The organism is Sphingomonas lenta, from assembly GCF_002288825.1.
Classification (GTDB): domain Bacteria; phylum Pseudomonadota; class Alphaproteobacteria; order Sphingomonadales; family Sphingomonadaceae; genus Sphingomonas; species Sphingomonas lenta.
In genome coordinates this window covers 66254-85503 of the sequence record NZ_NSLI01000004.1, presented here as the reverse complement: position 1 = coordinate 85503, position 19250 = coordinate 66254, and the positions used below count along the sequence as shown (strand labels likewise).

General features: G+C 70.5%; 20 protein-coding genes. 12 read left to right on the top strand and 8 right to left on the bottom strand.

Annotated elements, in window-relative coordinates:
- Positions 1-51: 51 nt before the first annotated feature.
- Positions 52-1215: a glycosyltransferase gene (locus CKY28_RS12605; protein ID WP_095998736.1), complete on the top strand. Its 1164-nt coding sequence runs from the start codon at positions 52-54 to the stop codon at positions 1213-1215.
- Positions 1216-1219: 4 nt separating this feature from the next.
- Here CKY28_RS12605 and maiA read toward each other — a convergent pair whose 3' ends face one another.
- The 7 genes from maiA to pyrE all read right to left on the bottom strand — a co-directional run bounded on the left by maiA (position 1220) and on the right by pyrE (position 6892).
- Positions 1220-1852 (bottom strand): maleylacetoacetate isomerase, encoded by a 633-nt coding sequence (maiA, locus tag CKY28_RS12600; protein WP_095998735.1) that lies wholly within the window; start codon positions 1850-1852, stop codon positions 1220-1222.
- Entirely contained in the window at positions 1836-2936 is a 1101-nt protein-coding gene (locus CKY28_RS12595; protein ID WP_095998734.1) for an AI-2E family transporter, read from the bottom strand. The genes maiA and CKY28_RS12595 overlap by 17 nt, the downstream gene beginning before the upstream one ends.
- A 10-nt stretch (positions 2937-2946) precedes the next feature.
- A complete protein-coding gene (lepB, locus tag CKY28_RS12590; protein WP_425442517.1) occupies positions 2947-3912 on the bottom strand; it encodes a signal peptidase I in 966 nt (321 codons plus the stop codon).
- On the bottom strand, positions 3909-4322 hold the full coding sequence (gene acpS, locus CKY28_RS12585; protein WP_095998732.1) for a holo-ACP synthase: 414 nt from the start codon (positions 4320-4322) through the stop codon (positions 3909-3911). Before acpS ends, lepB begins: the two co-directional genes overlap by 4 nt.
- A 226-nt stretch (positions 4323-4548) precedes the next feature.
- Positions 4549-5268, bottom strand: coding sequence for a pyridoxine 5'-phosphate synthase (locus tag CKY28_RS12580; RefSeq protein WP_425442516.1), 720 nt, complete (start codon positions 5266-5268; stop codon positions 4549-4551).
- On the bottom strand, positions 5265-6314 hold the full coding sequence (locus CKY28_RS12575) for a serine hydrolase domain-containing protein (RefSeq protein ID WP_095998730.1): 1050 nt from the start codon (positions 6312-6314) through the stop codon (positions 5265-5267). Before CKY28_RS12575 ends, CKY28_RS12580 begins: the two co-directional genes overlap by 4 nt.
- Positions 6311-6892: an orotate phosphoribosyltransferase gene (gene pyrE, locus CKY28_RS12570; RefSeq protein ID WP_095998729.1), complete on the bottom strand. Its 582-nt coding sequence runs from the start codon at positions 6890-6892 to the stop codon at positions 6311-6313. Before pyrE ends, CKY28_RS12575 begins: the two co-directional genes overlap by 4 nt.
- Positions 6893-7102: 210 nt before the next feature.
- Here pyrE and coxB point away from each other — a divergent pair, with 210 nt between their 5' ends.
- The 4 genes from coxB to CKY28_RS12550 all read left to right on the top strand — a co-directional run bounded on the left by coxB (position 7103) and on the right by CKY28_RS12550 (position 12104).
- A complete protein-coding gene (gene coxB / locus CKY28_RS12565; protein ID WP_095998728.1) occupies positions 7103-8341 on the top strand; it encodes a cytochrome c oxidase subunit II in 1239 nt (412 codons plus the stop codon).
- A gap of 4 nt (positions 8342-8345) precedes the next feature.
- Positions 8346-10040 (top strand): cytochrome c oxidase subunit I, encoded by a 1695-nt coding sequence (gene ctaD / locus CKY28_RS12560; protein ID WP_095998727.1) that lies wholly within the window; start codon positions 8346-8348, stop codon positions 10038-10040.
- A gap of 212 nt (positions 10041-10252) precedes the next feature.
- Positions 10253-10771, top strand: coding sequence for an AAA family ATPase (locus CKY28_RS12555; RefSeq protein WP_095998726.1), 519 nt, complete (start codon positions 10253-10255; stop codon positions 10769-10771).
- A 214-nt stretch (positions 10772-10985) separates the two neighbouring features.
- Positions 10986-12104: a sensor histidine kinase gene (locus tag CKY28_RS12550; protein WP_176473082.1), complete on the top strand. Its 1119-nt coding sequence runs from the start codon at positions 10986-10988 to the stop codon at positions 12102-12104.
- 179 nt (positions 12105-12283) lie between these two features.
- On the opposite strand, the gene CKY28_RS12545 is transcribed toward CKY28_RS12550, so the two are convergent.
- Positions 12284-13174: a manganese catalase family protein gene (locus CKY28_RS12545; protein ID WP_095998724.1), complete on the bottom strand. Its 891-nt coding sequence runs from the start codon at positions 13172-13174 to the stop codon at positions 12284-12286.
- Positions 13175-13498: 324 nt separating this feature from the next.
- Between CKY28_RS12545 and CKY28_RS12540 the strand changes: the two genes are divergently transcribed.
- The 7 genes from CKY28_RS12540 to CKY28_RS12510 all read left to right on the top strand — a co-directional run bounded on the left by CKY28_RS12540 (position 13499) and on the right by CKY28_RS12510 (position 19209).
- Complete coding sequence (locus tag CKY28_RS12540; protein ID WP_095998723.1) at positions 13499-14401, top strand: heme o synthase; 903 nt, start codon at positions 13499-13501, stop codon at positions 14399-14401.
- Entirely contained in the window at positions 14398-14586 is a 189-nt protein-coding gene (locus CKY28_RS12535) for a hypothetical protein (protein ID WP_095998722.1), read from the top strand. The genes CKY28_RS12540 and CKY28_RS12535 overlap by 4 nt, the downstream gene beginning before the upstream one ends.
- A gap of 16 nt (positions 14587-14602) precedes the next feature.
- Positions 14603-15169 carry a cytochrome c oxidase assembly protein gene (locus tag CKY28_RS12530; protein WP_095998721.1) on the top strand — a complete coding sequence of 189 codons (567 nt, stop codon included), beginning with the start codon at positions 14603-14605 and terminating at the stop codon, positions 15167-15169.
- 239 nt (positions 15170-15408) lie between these two features.
- Positions 15409-16317 carry a cytochrome c oxidase subunit 3 gene (locus CKY28_RS12525; protein WP_095998720.1) on the top strand — a complete coding sequence of 303 codons (909 nt, stop codon included), beginning with the start codon at positions 15409-15411 and terminating at the stop codon, positions 16315-16317.
- Complete coding sequence (locus CKY28_RS12520; RefSeq protein ID WP_095998719.1) at positions 16317-16937, top strand: SURF1 family protein; 621 nt, start codon at positions 16317-16319, stop codon at positions 16935-16937. The genes CKY28_RS12525 and CKY28_RS12520 overlap by 1 nt, the downstream gene beginning before the upstream one ends.
- Positions 16937-18328, top strand: a complete 1392-nt coding sequence (gene thrC / locus CKY28_RS12515) for a threonine synthase (protein WP_095998718.1) — start codon at positions 16937-16939, stop codon at positions 18326-18328. Before CKY28_RS12520 ends, thrC begins: the two co-directional genes overlap by 1 nt.
- On the top strand, positions 18325-19209 hold the full coding sequence (locus CKY28_RS12510) for an RsmD family RNA methyltransferase (RefSeq protein ID WP_095998717.1): 885 nt from the start codon (positions 18325-18327) through the stop codon (positions 19207-19209). Before thrC ends, CKY28_RS12510 begins: the two co-directional genes overlap by 4 nt.
- Positions 19210-19250: the final 41 nt, after the last annotated feature.

The window sequence follows — 19250 nt, the reverse complement described above, 5'->3', positions numbered from 1 at the left end:
GCGCAAATTAATTTCTTTTGCACGACATAATCGTCGCCCAAGGCGCACGCCATGACCGCGCGCCACGTCCTCACCTTCGCCCAAAGCCCCGGCAGAGGCGGCGTCGAGCGCGCGCAGCTGCGCCTCTGCGCGGGCTGGGCGCAGGCGGGCCGGCGCGTGACGCTGGTGCTGGGCCGGGCGGACGACGGCTTCAGGCCGCCGACGGGCGTCCATATCGTCGAGCTCGGTTCGACCGACCTCCTCGAGCTGCGCCGCTTGGCGAGCGTCGTGCGCGCGCTCGCGCCCGACCTGATCTTCTGCCCCGGCAACCACTATACCGGGATGGCGGCGCTGCTCCGCCTGAGGCTGCGCGACGCCTGCCCGCCGATCGTCGCCAAGATGTCGAGCACGACCTCCCGCGGCGACCATGGCCCCGTGCTCGACCGGCTGCACGCGGCGTGGCTTCGGACGCATGGCCGCTTCCTCGACCGCCTCGTCTGCATGACGCCGGCGACCGCCCGCGCCGCCGACCGCGCGCTCGGCATGGGCGGCCGCGTCCACGTGATCGCCAACCCGCCGACCAGGCCCGACCCGGACGCGCCGCCGGTCCTGCTCCTGCCCGGCCGTGTGGTGCTGGGCGTGGGCCGGCTGGTCGGGCAGAAGCGCTGGGACCGGCTCGTCGACGCGCTGCCGCGACTGCCCGACGACGTCCGGCTCGTGCTGCTCGGCGAGGGTCCGGAGCGCAGCACCCTGGAAGCGCGTGCGCGTAGCCTCCGGGTGGCGCATCGCGTCCACCTGCCCGGCCATGCGCCCTGCCCGCTTCCCGCGATGGCGCGCGCGGCGCTCGTGGCGCTTCCGTCCGATTTCGAGGGCGCGCCGGGCGTGCTCCGCGAAGCGCTGTCCGTCGGCACGCCCGTGGTCGCCACCGACGTAAGCTCCGCCATCCGCGAGATCGTGGCCGACGGGAGCCAAGGCGACGTCGTGCCCCGCGGCGACGCCGAGGCGCTCCTCGCCGCGCTGAACCGCCGCCTCCGCCCCGACGCGCCGCGCCCCACGCCCGTGCCGCAGCCGGGGGAGGACGCGGTCAAGCGTTACCTCCAATTGTTCGACGGGCTGGTGGCGGCCCGCCTTGCCCCCAACCGTCACCCCGGACTTGTTCCGGGGTCCATCGCGTTACGCGTGCTCACCAGCGGGGGTACGCGTCGAGTCATGGACCCCGGAACGAGTCCGGGGTGACGTGTCAGTCGGGCCGCACCCGATCCGGATGCGCCGCCTGGAAGGCCGGTAGCGCGTTCGCCGCCACGTCCGCCGCGACCAGCTTCGGGTAGGGCGTCAGGTCCACGTCGAATCGCCGAGCGTTGAACAGCTGCGGCACGAGGCACACGTCCGACACGTCCGGCGCGTCGCCGCTCAGGAACGGCCCCGCCCCGTCCGCCATCTCCTCCAACGCCGCGAGCCCGAGCTCCACCCAGTGGCGGTACCACCCCTTCTTGGCGTCCGCGTCCGCGCCGAACTGCGCCTCGAGCCGTCCCAGCACGCGCAGGTTGTTGAGCGGGTGCACGTCCGCGACGACCACCAGCGCCCGCGCGCTCGCCCGCGCCTTGGCGATCGGATCGCGCGGCCACAGCAGCGGCTCGGGATAGGCGTCGTCGAGCCACCCGAGGATCGCGAGGCTCTGGGTCAGCGCCGTGCCGTCGTCGAGCACGAGGCTCGGCACCAGCCCCTGCGCGTTGACGCTTCGGTTCGCCGCCTGGCCCTGCGCGCCGCCGAGCAGGTCGATACGGATCGCCTCGTAGGCGACGCCCTTGAGATTGAGCGCGATGCGGACGCGGTAGGCGGCCGACGACCGCCAATAGTCATGCAGGCGCAGCATCTGCCCGCCCCCTGATACGCTGCTCCTCGCGCTCGGCGCGGCGCTCGAGCGCGACCTTGACCATGGCCACGAACACGTCGGCGAGCGCCAGCCCGATCAGCCCGAACGCCGCGCTCGCCAGGATCTGCGCGCCCAAGGTCAGCGCGGGCGGCATGTCCACCGTTTTCTTGGCGACGAGCGGCGTGAACACGTAACCGTCCAGGCCCTGCACGACGACATAGGTGCCGATCGCCCACAGCCCGGCGTCGACGCCGGCGCTAAACCCGACTGCCACCATCAGCACGCCGCTGACGAACGCGCCGACGTTGGGAATGAACGCGAGGATGCCGGTGATGATGCCGAGCAGCGCCGCCAGCGGCACGCCGCCCACCAGCAGGGCCAGCCAGGTCACGACGCCCTGCGCCACCATGGCGACGAGCTTGCCTGCGAGCAACCGTCGGAGCGTGAAGCCCACCCGATCGAGCGTCAGCGCGAACTCGCGTCGGTCCGAGCGCGGGACGAGCCACTGCGTCCCTTTCTCGTACACGCGCGGCTCCATCGCGAAGAACAGGCCCAGCACCAGAATGAAGAACAGGGTAGTGAGCGCCCCGATCGCCGAGCCAACCCAGCTCGTCAGCCGCCCGACCGAGCTCGCCGCCTGGCGCACGATGCCGCTGATGTCGGAGCGCCCCGGCAACAGTCCTTGCTGCGCGAGAAAGGTGGTGAGCCGCGTCGCCTGCACCTCCAGCGTGGCGCGGAGCTGCGTCACCTGCTCGACGATGCCGACGCCCATCAGGTAGAAGGTGCCGACGAGGAACAGGACCACACCCAAGACGACGATCAGCAGCCTGAGGCCCCGCCCGATCGGCATCACGCGGCCGAGCAGCCGCACGCCGCCGTCGAACATGACGCCGAGGACCAGCCCGGCGAAGATGACGAGGATCGGCTGGATCAGGAGGACGCCGAGCGCGACGAGCAGCGCCGCGCCGAACCACACCTTGGCCTTCTTGACCTCCTGGCGGACCAGCGGGTCGTGAAGCTCGTTGGGGCTCGCTCCCGGCTCGACCACCCCCGGCGTCTGGATGCGCTCCGCGTGGTCGGCCATTGCTGTCCCCTTATTCGGCTTCGTCGGGATGGAGCGACGTGCCCGCCCGTCCACCGCGGAAAGCGCCCGGCCAGGTGAGCGGGTTCCACGTCGTCGACCCGTCGAGCGAGAAGGTGATGAACTCCGCGCGCCCGCCGATATTCTCGAACGGCACCGGCCCGCCCAGCCCCAGCTGCGACCGCTCGAACCGGCTGTCGGCCGACCGGTCGCGGTTGTCGCCCATCAGGAACACGTGATCGGCCGGCACGGTGATCGGCCCGAAGGTGTCGCCCTGGCTGTTCGGCTCCAGATCCACCGTCTCGAAGCTGACGCCGCCCGGCAGCGTCTCGCGCACAATCGGCAGGCGGCACACCAGCTCGCCGCCCGGCCGCTGCTCCAGCGCGCCCGGATAGTCGGCGGCCGAGCAGGGCGTGTTCTCGTCCACGGGCACCAGCCGGTCGCCCAGGCTCTCGCGCCGCACCGCGCGGCCGTTGAGGTAGACGACGCCGCCGCGCACCTCCAACCGGTCGCCGGGCAGGCCGACCACGCGCTTGATGTAATCGTTGCGCGTGCCGGGCGGCGTCACGATCACCACGTCGCCGCGCTCGGGCAGCCCGCCCAGCAGCCGCCCGTCCCAGGCGGGCAGCGACACGCTCCAGCTCTCCACGGCGGGGTCGCGCAGCACCAGCGACCGGAAGATCGCGGCGGGATTGGGGATGGTGGGCGAAACGTAGCTCCAGCCGTAGGCGAACTTGTTCACCACCAGCCGGTCGCCCACCTGCAGGCCCGGCAGCATCGACTCGGACGGGATATAGAAGGGCTTGGCGACGAAGCTGTGGAAACCGAGCACGATCAGGAGCAGCCAGAACAGCCCCTTTATCTCGCCCCACCAGTCGGTTTTCGGCTTGGCCGGCCGGGCCTCGGGCTCGCCCGAGGCTTCGACGGACCCGGCCGCGTCGGGCGCGGGCTCGATCTTCATCGCGACGTCGTTCATCAACCGGATCCGTTGGACGGGACCGCCTCGATCACTACGAAGGCCTGCGCCCAGGGGTGGTCGTCGGTCAGCGTCAGATGCACGCGTCCGACGTGGCCTTCGGGTATCATCGCGTCAAGCCTGGCCTTGGCCCCGCCCGTGAGCGCGAGCGTCGGCGCACCGGAGGGCGCGTTGACGACGCCGATGTCGCGCATGAACACGCCGCGCTTGAAGCCGGTGCCCACCGCCTTGGAGAAGGCCTCTTTCGCCGCGAACCGCTTGGCGAGCGTGCCGGCCTTGGTGAACGGCCGTCGGTCCGCCTTCGCCCGTTCCGCGTCCGTGAACACCCGCCGCTCGAACCGCTCGCCGAACCGCTCGAGCGAAGCGGCGATGCGCTCGATGTTGCACAGGTCGGAGCCCAAGCCGATGATCACGACTAAATTCCTCCCCCGCTTACGGCGGGGGAGGGGGACCTGCGAAGCTGGTGGAGGGGGGCGTAGGTCGATAAGCGACAAGCCGGGGGCTTGTCGCCGACCGGAGCCGGCTTGCGGAGCAAGCCGTGGGGGATGCGGCATCGCCCTGCACCCCCTCCACCACTCGCTACGCGAGCGGTCCCCCTCCCCCGCCGTGGGCGGGGGAGTAATTTGAGGGCCGTTACTCTCACCGCGCCGCGTCCATCAGCTCGCGCATGCGCCGGACGGCGTCGCCCAGCCCCACGAACAGCGCCTCGCCCACCAGGAAGTGCCCGATGTTGAGCTCCCTCAGCTGCGGGATGGCCGCGACCGGCTGCACGTTGTCGAAGGTCAGCCCGTGCCCGGCATGCACCTCCAGCCCGTTCTTCGCCGCCAGCGCCGCGGCGTCCGCCAAGCGCCGCAGCTCCTCCGCGCGTGCCTCGCCGTCCAGCTCCGCGTAGCGCCCGGTGTGCAGCTCCACCACCGGCGCGCCGAGCCTCACTGCCGCCTCGATCTGGCGCGCGTCCGGCTCGATGAACAGGGATACGCGGATCCGCGCCGCGCCGAGCGCGCCCACCATCGGCGCCAGCGTGTTGTGCAGCCCCGCCGCGTCCAGCCCGCCCTCGGTCGTGCGCTCCTCGCGCTTCTCCGGCACGATGCACGCCGCGTGCGGCCGGTGGCGGAGCGCGATGTCGAGCATCTCGTCGGTCGCCGCCATCTCCAGGTTGAGCGGCACGCTCAGCTCGGCGGATAGCCTGGCGATGTCGTCGTCGGTGATGTGCCGCCGGTCCTCGCGCAGGTGCGCGGTGATGCCGTCCGCCCCCGCCTCCGCCGCCAGCAGCGCCGCGCGCACCGGGTCCGGATAGCCTGCCCCGCGCGCGTTCCTGACGGTCGCGACATGGTCGATGTTCACGCCGAGGCGGATCATGCCGGGCACAGCACGCTCGCGAGGAAGTCGTGGCTGACGCCGCGGCCCTGCCAAATCTCGCCGAAGTCGAACTTGCCTTCCGCCCGGTTGGTCAGCAGCACGGCGGAGACGCCCTGGTCGGGCGCGATGAAGTTGCGCACCTGGAACTCGCCGATCGCGCCGCGCCGCTCGACGATCCTGACCGGCCCCGCGCACCCCTTCAGCGGCGCGTCGAACGACCATTGGCCGAGCGCTTGAAAGCCGAGCTTCGGGTCGCCCCGCCATAGCTCCGCGCGCGCCCGGTCGGTGAGCAGCGCCCCCGACAGCAGCGCCCGGTCGAACGCCAGCATGTCCTCTGCTGTCCCGATGAGCCCGCCTGCGCTCCCGAATCGGCCCAGCCGATCCAGAGTCGCAACGTCCGGCCCGCCCGCCCAGACCGTGTCGGCGTCGACACCCACAGGCGTGCCCACGAAGCGCACCTTGCCCCCGATCGGTCCACTGATCCGCTCGGCGAACAGGTCGGCGAAAGGCCGCCGGTTCACCCGCTCCAGGATGCCGCCCAGCACGAGATAGTCGCAGTTGTTGTAGCGCCAGTTCCCGCCCGGCGTTCCACGGGCGCCTAGGCACCATTCGATGCCCGTCGGCCCGCCCGTGTAGAAGCTGGGCCAACCGCTGTCGTCGCGCGGCCCATCGTCCGGGTTACGCAGGCCCGAGCGGTGCTGGAGCAGCTGCCGCACCGTCGGCGAGCGACTGCCCCGCCCTAGCTCGCGCATGTAGCGCGACGCAGGCGCGTTCAGCGCGATCCGGCCGTCCTCCACGTCCTGCATCACCATGACGGCGACCGCCTGTTTGGTCACCGACGCCCAGGGGAACACCATCTCGTACGCGAAAGGCCGCCCCGGCGCGGCTTCCCCGACCGCGCCGCCCGTGACTCGCGCGCCGTTCTCCGACACCGCGAACACGCCCGCGAAGCCTGAGTCGCGCAGCGACTGCTCGACACGCGAGGGCACGTCCTGCGCGCTCGCGGGCGCGGCGAGCAGCAGGAGCGCCGCGAGCAGCCGCCTCACGCCGCCCGGCTCCCCGGCTTCACCGCCGGCACCGCGGCGAGCTCGGGCGGCAGCGCGTCCGCCTCGTAGGTCGGCACCTCCAGCCGGATCAGCGGAAAGAACGGTATGCCCAGCTCCGCCGTCCCGTTCGACCGGTCCACTAGCGCCGCCGCCGCGACCACCTCGCCGCCCGCGCGCCCGATCGCCGCGATCGCCTCGCGCGAGGACAGGCCGGTGGTGACCACGTCCTCCATCATCAGCACGCCCTGGCCGGGCCGGAGGCGGAAGCCGCGCCGGAGCTCGAACACGCCCTCCGGCCGCTCCAGGAACATCGCCTCCACGCCCAGCGCGCGCGCCACCTCATGGCCCGCGACCACGCCGCCCATCGCGGGCGACACCACCGCGTCGACCCGCTGCTTCACCTCGCCCGGCAAGCGCCGCACCAGCTCCTCGGCCAGCCGCGCGCCGCGCCGGGGGTCCATCAGCACGCGCGCGCACTGGAGGTAGCGCGGGGAGCGTAGGCCGGAGGACAGGATGAAATGCCCCTCCAGCAACGCGTCGGCGGCCCGGAACTCGGCGAGGACGTCGTCGTCGGTCATCAAGCGCGTGAAGCTCCCTCGAACGGCCAGGCCGCTCTAGGCAGCCCCCGCGCCCCACGCAACGGGATCACACGTTAATTTAGGAAGGCCAGCCGCTTGCCCCGAGCCGAGACCCCGGCATATAGGCCCCGTTTTATTTCGAACCTGATCAGGCCTGGCGCGCGTTGTTGACGATCGTGCGGGGCCGCCGCCGAAGGTACAAGTGAACCGATGCGCAAGACGCTGAACACGATCGGATTGGCCGCCGGGCTCCTGTTCGCCGCGACGGGCCTGGGTGCCCAGGCGCCCGCGCCGGGCGCCGCGACCGCCCCGACCAACACCGCGGCCGCCGCGCCCAGCACCGCGCCCTCGCCGGTCGCCCCCGCGCTGCCGTCCGAGGGCGGCCAGCAGTCCGCCAATTCGGAAGGCGCCACCAACATCGCGCCGACCACCGTCGCCGCCGCCGAGCCCGCAGCACCCACCAGCCCGCTGCTCGCGGAGAACGGCGCGCCCGCCTATACCGGCGACCGCGTGATCGGCGCGCCCGTGCCCGGCGGCTTCGCGCTCCAGCCGCAGGTGACCAAGAACGGCGACTTCGCCGTGTGGATGCACAACAGCATCCTGTTCCCCATCATGACGATCACCTGTCTGGTGGTGCTCGGCCTGCTCATGTGGGTGGTGCTGCGATACCGCCGCGCGGCGAACCCCATCCCGTCCAAGACGACGCACAACACGCTCGTCGAGGTGCTGTGGACGGTGCTGCCGGTGCTGGCGCTGGTGGTCGTGGCCGTGCCGTCGATCGGCCTCCTCCAGGCGCAGTTCAAGCCCGCCCCCGCGGGCGCCGTGACGCTGAAGGCGATCGGCAACCAGTGGTACTGGACCTATCAGTATCCCGACCACGGCGCGATCGAGGTCACCGCCAACATGCTCAAGGAGCGCGACGAGATCCAGCCGGGCGAGCGCGCGCGCACCGACGCCGACGGCCCGCGCCTGCTCGCGACCGACAACCGCATCGTGTTGCCGGTGGGCGTGCCCATCCGCCTCATCACCACGTCCAACGACGTGATCCACAGCTGGGCCATGCCCGCTTTCTGGATGAAGCTGGACGCTATCCCCGGCCGCCTGAACGAGTCGAGCTTCACCATCGAGAAGCCGGGCCTCTATTTCGGCCAGTGCTCGGAGCTGTGCGGCCCGCGCCACCCGTTCATGCCCATCGCCGTCCAGGCGGTGCCGCCCGCGCAGTTCGCCGCCTGGGTCGCGGCCAAGGGCGGCACCATGCCCGCCGCCGGCCGCCCGTCCGACAAGGTGATCCCGCAGGTGCAGCAGGGCTCGGACGTGGGCGACGCGACCGCCAACGCGGAGGAGAGCGCCACCACCGGCGCCGCCACCGTCAACGCCACCATCTCCCCCGGACCCCAGCTCGAACGCGCCCCGGCCAACAACCCCGGCCTCGGCAACCCTGGACTGTAAAGCCATGACCGACACCGCACTCAGCCCCTCCGGTCTCGCCTTCCAGGCGCACGACCACGCGCACGAGCATCACCACGACGCGGACCACAAACCGGGGTTCTTCGCGCGTTGGTTCATGTCCACCAACCACAAGGACATCGGCACGCTCTACCTGATCTTCGCGATCATCGCCGGCATCATCGGCGGTGCGATCTCCGGGCTAATGCGCGCCGAGCTGGCGCATCCGGGCATCCAGTATCTGGGCACCTGGGCCAACATGCTCCACGGCGGCTCGGGCTCGCTCGACTCGTCGCTGCACCTGTGGAACGTGCTCATCACCGCGCACGGCCTGATCATGGTGTTCTTCATGGTCATGCCCGCCATGATTGGCGGCTTCGGCAACTGGTTCGTGCCCATCATGATCGGCGCGCCCGACATGGCGTTCCCGCGCATGAACAACATCAGCTTCTGGCTGATCGTGCCGGCGTTCCTGCTGCTCCTGGCCTCGCCCTTCACCGGCGGCGCGGGCACGGGCTGGACGGTCTATCCGACGCTGTCGACCTATGGTGAGCCGGGGCCGTCGGTCGACCTCGCTATCCTGTCGCTCCACCTGGCGGGCGCCAGCTCGATCCTGGGCGCGATCAACTTCATCACCACCATTTTCAACATGCGCGCGCCGGGCATGACGTTGCACAAGATGCCGCTGTTCGTGTGGTCGGTGCTCGTCACCGCCTTCCTGCTGCTGCTCGCGCTGCCGGTGCTCGCCGCCGCGATCACCATGCTCCTGACCGACCGCAACTTCGGCACGACCTTCTACGACCCGGCCGGCGGCGGCGACCCGGTGCTCTACCAGCACCTGTTCTGGTTCTTCGGCCACCCCGAAGTGTACATCATGATCCTGCCGGGTTTCGGCATCGTCAGCCAGGTGGTCGCGACCTTCAGCCGCAAGCCCGCCTTCGGGTACTTGGGCATGGCCTACGCCATGGTCGCGATCGGCGTGGTCGGCTTCGTCGTGTGGGCGCACCACATGTTCGCGATCGGCTTGTCGGTGAACACCAAAATGTACTTCACCGCGGCTACCATGGTCATCGCGGTGCCTACGGGCATCAAGATCTTCTCGTGGATCGCGACCATGTGGGGCGGCGCGCTGACGTTCCGCACCCCTATGGTCTTCGCCATCGGCTTCATCTTCATGTTCACGGTGGGCGGCGTGACGGGCGTGGTGCTCGCCAACGGCGGCATCGACGACTACATGCACGACACCTACTACGTGGTCGCGCACTTCCACTACGTGCTGTCGCTGGGCGCCGTGTTCGCGCTGTTCGCGGGCTTCTACTACTGGTTCCCGAAGATGTCGGGCCGCATGTACAACGAGTGGCTCGGCCAGCTGCACTTCTGGGTGTTCTTCGTCGGCGTGAACGTGCTGTTCTTCCCCATGCACTTCCTGGGCATGGACGGCATGCCGCGCCGCATCTCCGACTATCCGGACGCCTATGAGCAGTGGAACTACGTCGCGTCGATCGGCTACATGATCATGGCCGCGGGCATGGCGGTGTTCTTCGTCAACCTCCTCTGGTCGCTGCTCGCCGGCCGCCGCGCGCCGGACAACCCCTGGGGCGAGGGCGCCACGACGCTGGAGTGGACGCTCTCCTCGCCGCCGCCGTACCATCAGTTCGAGACGCTGCCGGTGATCGAGGATGCGCCCGCAGCCAAGCATTAAGCGCGCAGCGTAGCTGCAAGCTGGTGGGAGCAAGCGAAGCGAAGCTCCCAAATGCTAGGCCGGCCGGCGGGGCCACCAGCCCCGTCCGACGACGCGGAATTTAGTTCCGCGTCGGCCTCCACGACCGACACCCCGAACGCCCCGGCCCAACCGCCGGGGCGTTTCGCCGTCGAGCGCCGCCCCGAAAGGAAGCCGAAACGCCCCGCCTGATCGTGATCTCCGGCTGCTCGGGCGGCGGCAAATCGACGCTGCTCCGCGAACTCGCCTCGCGCGGCCACGCCGTGGTGGAGGAGCCCGGCCGACGGATCGTCGCGGACGAACTCGCCCAAGGCGGGAGCGCACTGCCCTGGACTGACCTCACCGCCTTCGCACGTCGGGCAATGGCGTCGGCTCTGGAGGATCACGCGGCCGCGGAGGCGCTACCCGGCCCCGTGTTCTTCGACCGGGGGTTGGTCGACGCCGCCGTCGCGCTGGCGCACGCATCCGGCCGACCAATCGACGAGGAGCTGCTGCGGCAACATCGCTACGACCCTCTCGTCTTTCTGGCGCTACCTTGGCCGGACATCTACGTCACCGATGCCGAGCGACGGCACGGCTTCGACGAAGCGATCGACGAATATGAGCGTCTCGCTCGAGCCTTCCCGATCCTCGGGTACCGCGCCGTGACCCTGCCGCGGTGCAGCGCCGTCCACCGCGCCGACTTCGTGCTGGATGCGATGACGCCGGACTGAGCTGCGCCGGTTTCACCTGGAAGGCGGAACTTGCCCCCGCGTCGGCTGCTGCGACTAGGATTCGGAATGCCCCATCCCACCTGCCGGGGCGCTTTGCTTCGCCCCGGCCTACGCTTGATCGAAATCAACGCGACAATGTCTGCTCGGTACTATAAAGTTGCGCACTGTTCCTACGCGTACGCGTCCACATCCAGCCGGGGGGCGGGGAATGACGATGACCGACGCGCGACCGATTGCGACCGAGCCGGAGCGGCTCCGCGCGCTCGCGTCGTACGGCATCCTCGACTCGGGACCCGAGGAGGCGTTCGACGACGTCACGGTCGTGGCGCGCCAGCTCTGCGGCACGCAGGCCTCGCTGATCAGCTTCGTTGACCGTGACCGGCAATGGTTCAAGGCGCGGGTCGGCTTCGGCCCGCCGCAGACCGATCTGGAGAGCTCGGTCTGCCGCCACGCGCTGCACTCGCCCGACCTGCTCGTCATCGACGACCTGTCGCTCGACCGCCGGACCGCGGCGAACCCGCTCGTCGTCGGCGCTCCCCATCTCCGCTTCTACGCCGGCGCGCCGATCCACGCGCGCTCGGGCGAGTGCCTGGGCGCGCTGTGCGTCCTCGACCCGGAGCCGAGGCCGGGCGGTCTGACCGACCCCCAAGCCGACGGCCTGGTCCGCCTGGCGCGGCAGGTGGAGACCACGTTGGAGCTGCGCCGCGAGCTGCGCGACCGCGACGCGGCCGTCGCGGTGCCGCCCGCCGGCATCGGGCCCGACCAGCTGCGGCTCGTCAACCAGGAGCTCGGCCACCGGCTCAAGAACACGCTGGCCATCGTCCAGGCGATCGCGTTGCAGACCTTGCGCGCGCTCGACCGTGCGCCCTTGGACGCGTTCGAGGCGCGCCTGCAGGCGCTCGGCGCCGCGCACGAGGTGCTGTTGCGGCGCGACTGGGAGAAGGCGACGCTCGCCGAGGTCGTCGACCAGGTGCTCAAGCCCTTCGGCCGCCTGCGTATCGCGGCCGACGGTGCCCACGTCGATCTGGGCTCGCGCGCCACGCTGTCCGCGTCTCTGGTGCTCCATGAGCTGGCCACCAACGCGGTCAAGTACGGCGCGCTGTCGACCCCGGACGGGCGCGTGACGCTGTCGTGGCGCGTCGAGCGCAAGCGCCTGGTCCTCGACTGGCGCGAGGCGGGCGGCCCGCCGGCGCGCGCGCCCGAACGCCTGGGCTTCGGCTCGAAGCTGCTCCGCGCGGGGCTGACCGGCACGGGCGGCGCGGCGCTGCGCTACGGCGATGAGGGCTTCTCGGCGACGTTGAGCGCGCCGCTGGTCGAGTTGCGGCGGAGCTGAGGAGGGACGGCGCGGCAAGGCCGACGCGGGGGCGAGCCCCGCGTCATCGGGGCACCCCACGAAGTAGCACTTCGTGGGGACCCCGGCCGGACGGGGTCGCTCGCGCGACCCGCCGGCCGTTTCGGCGTGTGCCGCCTTGCTTCGCTCGGCGGCACCGGCTCGCAGCTACGCTGCTCGCCTCACGCCTCCAGCGGGATCGCCGGCTTCATGCTCGCGCCTTCCATCTGCTCGCTCTGCGCGCCGGAGTCCGGCCGCGCCGGGCCCAGCACCGGCTCCGTCCCCATCGGCTCGACGCGATGGGGCGTGAACTCGCCCTTGCCGTCGATCGACTGGCCCTGCGACCAGCGCCCCTCCGGGTAAGTGCCGTCCGTCGAGGTGACGAAGAAGCGGTAGTTGTGCTCCTGGTTCTCCATCGATTGCGGGAAGCTGTTCGGAATGGGGAACGCGCCCCCCATGCCGCCCAGCTCCTCGATCACCGCCAGCCACTGGTTCTGGTGCATCGTGTCGCGGCCGATCAGGAAAGCGAGCATGTCCTTCATGCCCTGGTCGTGCGCCTGGTTGTAGAGGCGCACCGCCAGCACGCGTCCCGTCGACTCGGCGGCGACGTTGGCGGTCATGTCGGCGGCCGTGTTCCCGCTGGCGTAGATGTGGCTCATGTCGAACGGCACGCCGTCCGAGTCGACGGGCATCGCCGCGAGCCCGGCCGACAGCATCTGCTTGTGGATCATGCCCTCGATCGCCTGGCGCGGGCGCTCGCCGCCCATGACCGCGCCGACCAGCTTGTCCGCCGCGCCCTCTTCCTGGAGGTGGGTCGGCGCCTTGTCGAGGTTCATCGCCACCGCCGTCGCCAGCATCTCGATATGGCCGATCTCCTCCGTCGCGGTGTGGAGCAGCATGTCGCGATACTTGTTGGTAGGCGCGCGGCTGCCCCAGGCCTGGAAGAAATACTGCATCGCCACGCGGATCTCGCCCTCCACGCCGCCGATCGCCTGCTGCAGCGAGCGGGCGAAGGCGGGATCGCGCTCCGTCACCTTGACCGGGAACTGGAGTCGGCTGTCGTGATAATACATGTTAGCTTCCTTCTGCCGGACGTCATCGGAGGACGCTCAGCGAACGAAGCCCCGCGCCTTTGGTTTATTGCGCAGGTGTATTGAGGCGCCGTCGCGTCGCGCGATGCTGTCCTACAGGGACGAGCCGTGCCACGATGCCGCCATGTCGATCGCGCGCGCTACGCCGCACCGTCCCCGTCCCGCCGCGTTTCGAGCTCGACCCCTCCGACTCCTTTCGGGACGTAGCGCGAAGTTCCTGAACTTTGGAAAGGCCGGTATGGCGCGACTCGGAACGGCCTCGCGGCTTTTCGTGCGCGGAGTCGGAGCCTATATGGCCGGCTCGTCATGACCCCCGCCCAGCCCCTCCTGCCGCCGGCCGACTGGCGCGACTTCCTCGCGCTCACCAAGCCGCGCGTGATGACGCTGGTCGTGTTCACCGGCCTGTGCGGTATGCTGGCGGCGCCCGTGCCCGTCCACCCGGTGATCGGCTTCGCCGCCATCCTGTGCATCGCGCTCGGCGCGGGTGCCGCGGGCGCGCTCAACCAGTGGTACGAGGCGGACCTCGACGCCGCCATGCGCCGCACCGCGCAGCGTCCGCTCCCCGCCGGCCGTATGGAGCGCCAGTCCGCGCTCCATTTCGGCGTCGGACTCGGAGCCTTCTCCGTCATCTTCATGCTCTTCGCGGTGAACATGGCGGCGGCCGCGATCCTAGCGGCGTCCATCCTCTTCTACGTCCTCGTCTATACCGTCTGGCTCAAGCGCCGCACGCCGCAGAACATCGTCATCGGCGGTGCGGCGGGCGCGTTCCCGCCGCTGATCGGCTGGGCGGCGGCGACGGGCGAGGTGGCGCTGCTGCCCGTGCTGCTCTTCGCGCTCGTTTTCCTCTGGACGCCGCCGCACTTCTGGGCGCTCGCGCTGTTCGTGAAGACCGACTACGCCAACGCGGGCGTGCCCATGCTTCCCGTCGTCGCCGGCGAGCGCACGACGCGCCGACAGATCGGGCTCTATACGCTGCCCATGGCCGCCGCCGCGGTCGCGCCCTGGCCGCTGGGGCTGACCGGCGCGATCTACGGCGTCACAGCACTCGCCACGACCGCGATCTTCGGGGGGATGGCCTACGTCGTCGCGACGCGTACGACCGACCCGGCGGGCGACGCGATGCGGCCGGAGAAGCGGCTGTTCAAGTACAGCATCCTTTATCTCTTCCTGATCTTCGGCGCGCTCGTCGCCGACCGGTGGTACGCATGAGGCACGACGACGAAGACCTGATCCGCAAGCGTCAGAAGGGCCGCGCCATGGTGCTCGCGCTGCTGTTGGGCGCGCTCGCGGTGCTCGTGTTCTTCATCACGCTCACCCGCATCCAGCAGGGCCTGCCCGAGAACGCGCCGTCCGCCTCCGGCCGCGGCACGACGCCAGCGGCTCCGGCGCGATGACGAGAGGGATGAACTGATGGCCTCCGCCGCACCCCGCCACTCCCCCGACGCCCGCACCAAGCGCACTGCGCTGTTCGCGGTCGGCATCGTGCTGTTCATGACCGCGCTCGCCTTCGCCAGCGTGCCGCTCTACCGCCTGTTCTGCCAGGTGACCGGCTTCGCAGGGACCCCGCAGCGCGCCGAGTCCGCGCCGGGCGCGGTCGGGGACCGGCGGATCACCGTCAAGTTCGACGCCAACATCTCCGCCCGCCTCCCCTGGAGCTTCCGCCCGGAGACGCGCTCGGAGACGGTCGCGGTGGGCGCGCGCGACATGGTGTTCTTCCAGGCCGCCAATCGCGCGTCGCAGCCCGTCACTGGCACCGCCACCTTCAACGTGACGCCCGAGGCGGCGGGCAAATACTTCACCAAGATCCAGTGCTTCTGCTTCACCGAGCAGACGCTCAAGCCCGGCGAGTCGATGCGCATGCCCGTCATCTTCTTCGTCGACCCGAAGATCCTGAACGACCCCGACGCGCGCGACATCGAGAATATTACGCTCTCCTACACCTTCTACCCGGTCGAGGCCGCGGGCAAGGCGGGCTGACCACTCCCTCCCCGTCATCCCGGACCCGTTCCGGGGTCCATCGCCGTCCGGGCGAACCGTTTGCGAGCGTAGGACGACCGGCGGTGCGTTTCCCCGACGAGGATGCGCGTTCAACGATGGACCCCGGAGCGAGTCCGGGGTGACGCAGGAAGTCTCGAAGCCGGGCACACACCTTATTGCCCGGCCCGCCCGCACGTCCTAAGGGCGTCGGCAAACCGCAGCAAAGGGCAGCATCCGCCATGGCCGGCGCCAAGAACCACCCCTACCACATCCTCGAACCCAGCCCCTGGCCGCTGATCGGCTCGATCGCCGCGTTCATCATGGCCGCGGGCGGCGTCATGTACATGCACGAGGCGCGCGGCGGCGGTTGGGTGTTCCTGATCGGCCTGGCCGGCGTGCTGTTCACCATGTACGCCTGGTGGGCCGACGTGGTGCGCGAAGCGCGGCGCGGCGACCACACGCCCGTGGTCCAACTCCATTTCCGTTACGGCATGATCCTGTTCATCGCCTCGGAGGTGATGTTCTTCGTCGGCTGGTTCTGGGCCTGGTTCGACTATTCGCTCTTCCCGACCGCGATGAGCTACGTCGACGGCCAGGTCGAACGCGCGGCCGAGGGCGCTGCCGCCATCGCGGCGCAGTGGCCGCCCCAGGGCCTGGAGGTCATCAACGCCTTTGAGCTGCCGCTTCTCAACACGCTGATCCTGCTCTGCTCGGGCACCACCGTCACCTGGGCGCACCACGCGCTGATCCACGACCAGCGCGGCGGCGCCAAGCGCGGGCTCTGGGGCCTGCTCGGCGTCGGCGAGCGCGACGGCTTCCTCAAGGGCCTGTGGGTCACGGTCGCGCTGGGCGTGCTGTTCACCGGCATCCAGGCGTACGAGTACGCGCACGCGCCCTTCCCCTTCAAAGGCCTGAACTACGGCGCGGCGTTCTTCATGGCGACGGGCTTCCACGGCTTCCACGTGCTCGTCGGCACCATCTTCCTGATCGTCTGCCTCATCCGCGGCTACAAGGGCGACTTCACGCCCCGCCAGCATTTCGGTTTCGAGGCGGCGGCCTGGTACTGGCATTTCGTCGACGTGGTGTGGTTGTTCCTCTTCGTCACCGTGTACGTGTGGGGGAACTGGGGCGCACCGGTCCACGGGTGATGCCGGGGGAGCGGCCGGTAAAGCGCTGGCCGCTTGTCCCCACCGTCGTCGTGGCGCTCGCGGTCGCGACCATGGTCGGGCTCGGCCTGTGGCAGCTGCTCGACCGCCGGCCGGAAAAGCTCGCCTATATCGCGCAGCTTTCCGCCAATCCCGCCAAACTGCCGGTCGCCTTTCCGCGCCTGCCCGACGAAGGCCTGCTCTTCCGCCGCGCGACCGGCTTCTGTCTGGAGCCGACCGCCTTCCGCACCGAAGGCGCGGGCCGGTTCGGCTTCCGCATCCTCGCCGAGTGCCGCACGGGCGGGGCGGAAGGGCCGGGCATGCTCGTCCAGCTCGGCACCACGCGCGATCCGAACGCGCGCGTGCGATGGCCGGGCGGTGAAGTGTCGGGCCACATCGCTTATGCGCCCAGCAACCGATCCGCGCTCGGCTCGCTGTTCGACCGCGATCCCGAGCGCCTCATGCTGGTGAGCGACCGCCCGCTCGCCGGGCTCGCGTCCAACGCCCGGCCCGATCCGTCCAGCGTGCCCAACCCGCATCTCTCCTACGCGCTTCAGTGGTTCTTCTTCGCGACGGCGGCGATGGTGATCTACGTCCTCGCGCTCAGGCGGCGGGTCCGCTGATGCGCTACGTCAGCACCCGCGGGGATGCGCCCGCGCTCGATTTCGAGCAGGTGACGCTGGCCGGCCTCGCCTCCGACGGCGGGCTCTACGTGCCGGCGGCGTGGTCCCGCTTCTCGCGCGACGAGATCACGGCGCTGCAGGGGTTGAGCTACGTCGACACCGCCGTCGCCGTCATGACGCCGTTCGTCGGCGACGCGCTCGGCAGGGACGAGCTCCGCGACCTGTGCGCGCGCGCATACGGCCGCTTCGCGCACGCGGCCGTGACGCCGCTCGTCCAGCTCGACCACGACCAGTGGCTGCTCGAGCTGTTCCACGGCCCTACGCTGGCGTTCAAGGACGTGGCGCTGCAGCTCGTCGGCCTGCTGTTCGAGCGTTTCCTGAAGGACCGGCGCGGGCACCTCACCGTGATCGGCGCGACCAGCGGCGACACCGGCTCGGCGGCGATCGACGCGCTGGCGGGTCGCGACGGCGTGGACGTGTTCATGCTCCACCCCGCCGGCCGCGTGTCGGAGGTGCAGCGGCGGCAGATGACGACCGTGCTCGCCCCCAACATTCACAACATCGCAATCGAGGGCGATTTCGACGACGCGCAAGCGCTGGTCAAAGCCATGTTCAACGATCCGGCGTTCAGCGGCCGCTTCGCGCTATCGGCGGTGAACTCGATCAACTGGGCCCGACTGATGGCGCAGGTGGTCTATTATTTCCACGCCGCCGTCCGGCTAGGCGCGCCCGAGCGGGGCGTGGCCTTCGCGGTGCCGACGGGCAATTTCGGCAACGTCTTCGCCGGCTGGGTCGCCGCGCGCATGGGCCTGCCGGTCGCCAAGCTGATCGTAGCGACCAACGTCAACGACATCCTTCACCGCGCACTGTCCGCGGGCGACTATTCCCGCGGCGCCGTGGTTCAGACGCCGACGCCGTCGATGGACATCCAGGTCTCCTCCAACTTCGAACGCCTGCTGTTCGAGCTGGGCGGCGCGAACGGCCGCGCCTCGGCCGAGCAGATGCGCGGTTTCGAGGCGAGCCACGCGATGCGCCTCACGCCCCGGCAGCTCGAAGGCGCGGCCGAGCTGTTCACGAGTTGCCGCGTCGACGGCGACGACATGAGCTCCGCGATGCGCTGGGCGAACGAGCGCGGGGGCGAGGTGGTCGACCCGCACACCGGCGTCGCGCTCGCCGCCGCGCTCACCGCGAAGGTGGACGCGCCCGTGGTGACGCTCGCCACCGCCCATCCCGCCAAGTTCCGCGACGCCGTGGAGCGCGCGACGGGTACGCGGCCGACGCTCCCGCATCGCTTGGGCGACCTGTTCCAGCGCGAGGAACGCTACGCGACGCTGCCGGCCACCTTCGAGGCGGTCACCGCCTACATCGCCGAGCGCGCGACCGCCCGATGAAGCTGCTGACCATGGCCGGCGAGCCCTGGGCCGATTACGGCCTGGTGGACTCAGGGAACGGCCGCAAGCTCGAACGTTACGGCCCCTACCGTTTCATCCGTCCCGAGCCGCAGGCGCTCTGGACCCCTGCGCAAGCCGATTGGCGCGCCGCGGGCGAGTTCGTCCCCGGCTCCGACGAAGAAGGCGGCGGGCGCTGGGTGTTCGAGGAGGGGCGCTTCGCCGAGCCGGTGCCCCGTGCCGGTTGGCCGCTGTCCTGGCGCGAGGTCCGCTTCACCGCGCAGACCACGCCCTTCCGCCACCTCGGCTTCTTCCCCGACATGGCCCCGGTGTGGAGCTGGATGCGCGAGCGGCTGGAGGGCGTCGCCGAACCGGAGGTCATGAACCTGTTCGGCTATACCGGCGTCGGCACGCTCGCGCTCGCCGCCGCCCGCGCACGCATGGTCCATGTTGACGCGAGCAAGAAATCGGTCGAGGCCGCCCGCGCCAACGCCAAGCTCTCCGGCCTCGCCGATCGCCCCATCCGCTGGATCGTCGAGGACGCGGCCAAGTTCACCGCGCGCGAGGTGCGCCGCAACCGGCGCTACGACGGCATATTCCTCGACCCGCCCAAATACGGCCGCGGTCCCGAAGGCGAGGTGTGGCGGTTGGAGGAGCACCTGCCCGCGCTCGTCGCGGACTGCCGCCGGCTGCTCGACGAGCGATCGCGTTTCCTGTTCCTCACGGTCTACGCGGTGCGCATGTCCGCGCTCGCGATCGGCGAAATGCTGCGCCAGGTCTTCGCCGACCTGCCCGGCACGGTCGAGGCGGGCGAGCTGGGCGTGACGGAAGAGGCGCGCGGGCTCGTGCTGCCGACGGCGATCTGGGCGCGGTGGAGCCGCTAATCCTCCAATGGAACGGCAGCGCCGCCCGACAAATTCAGTGG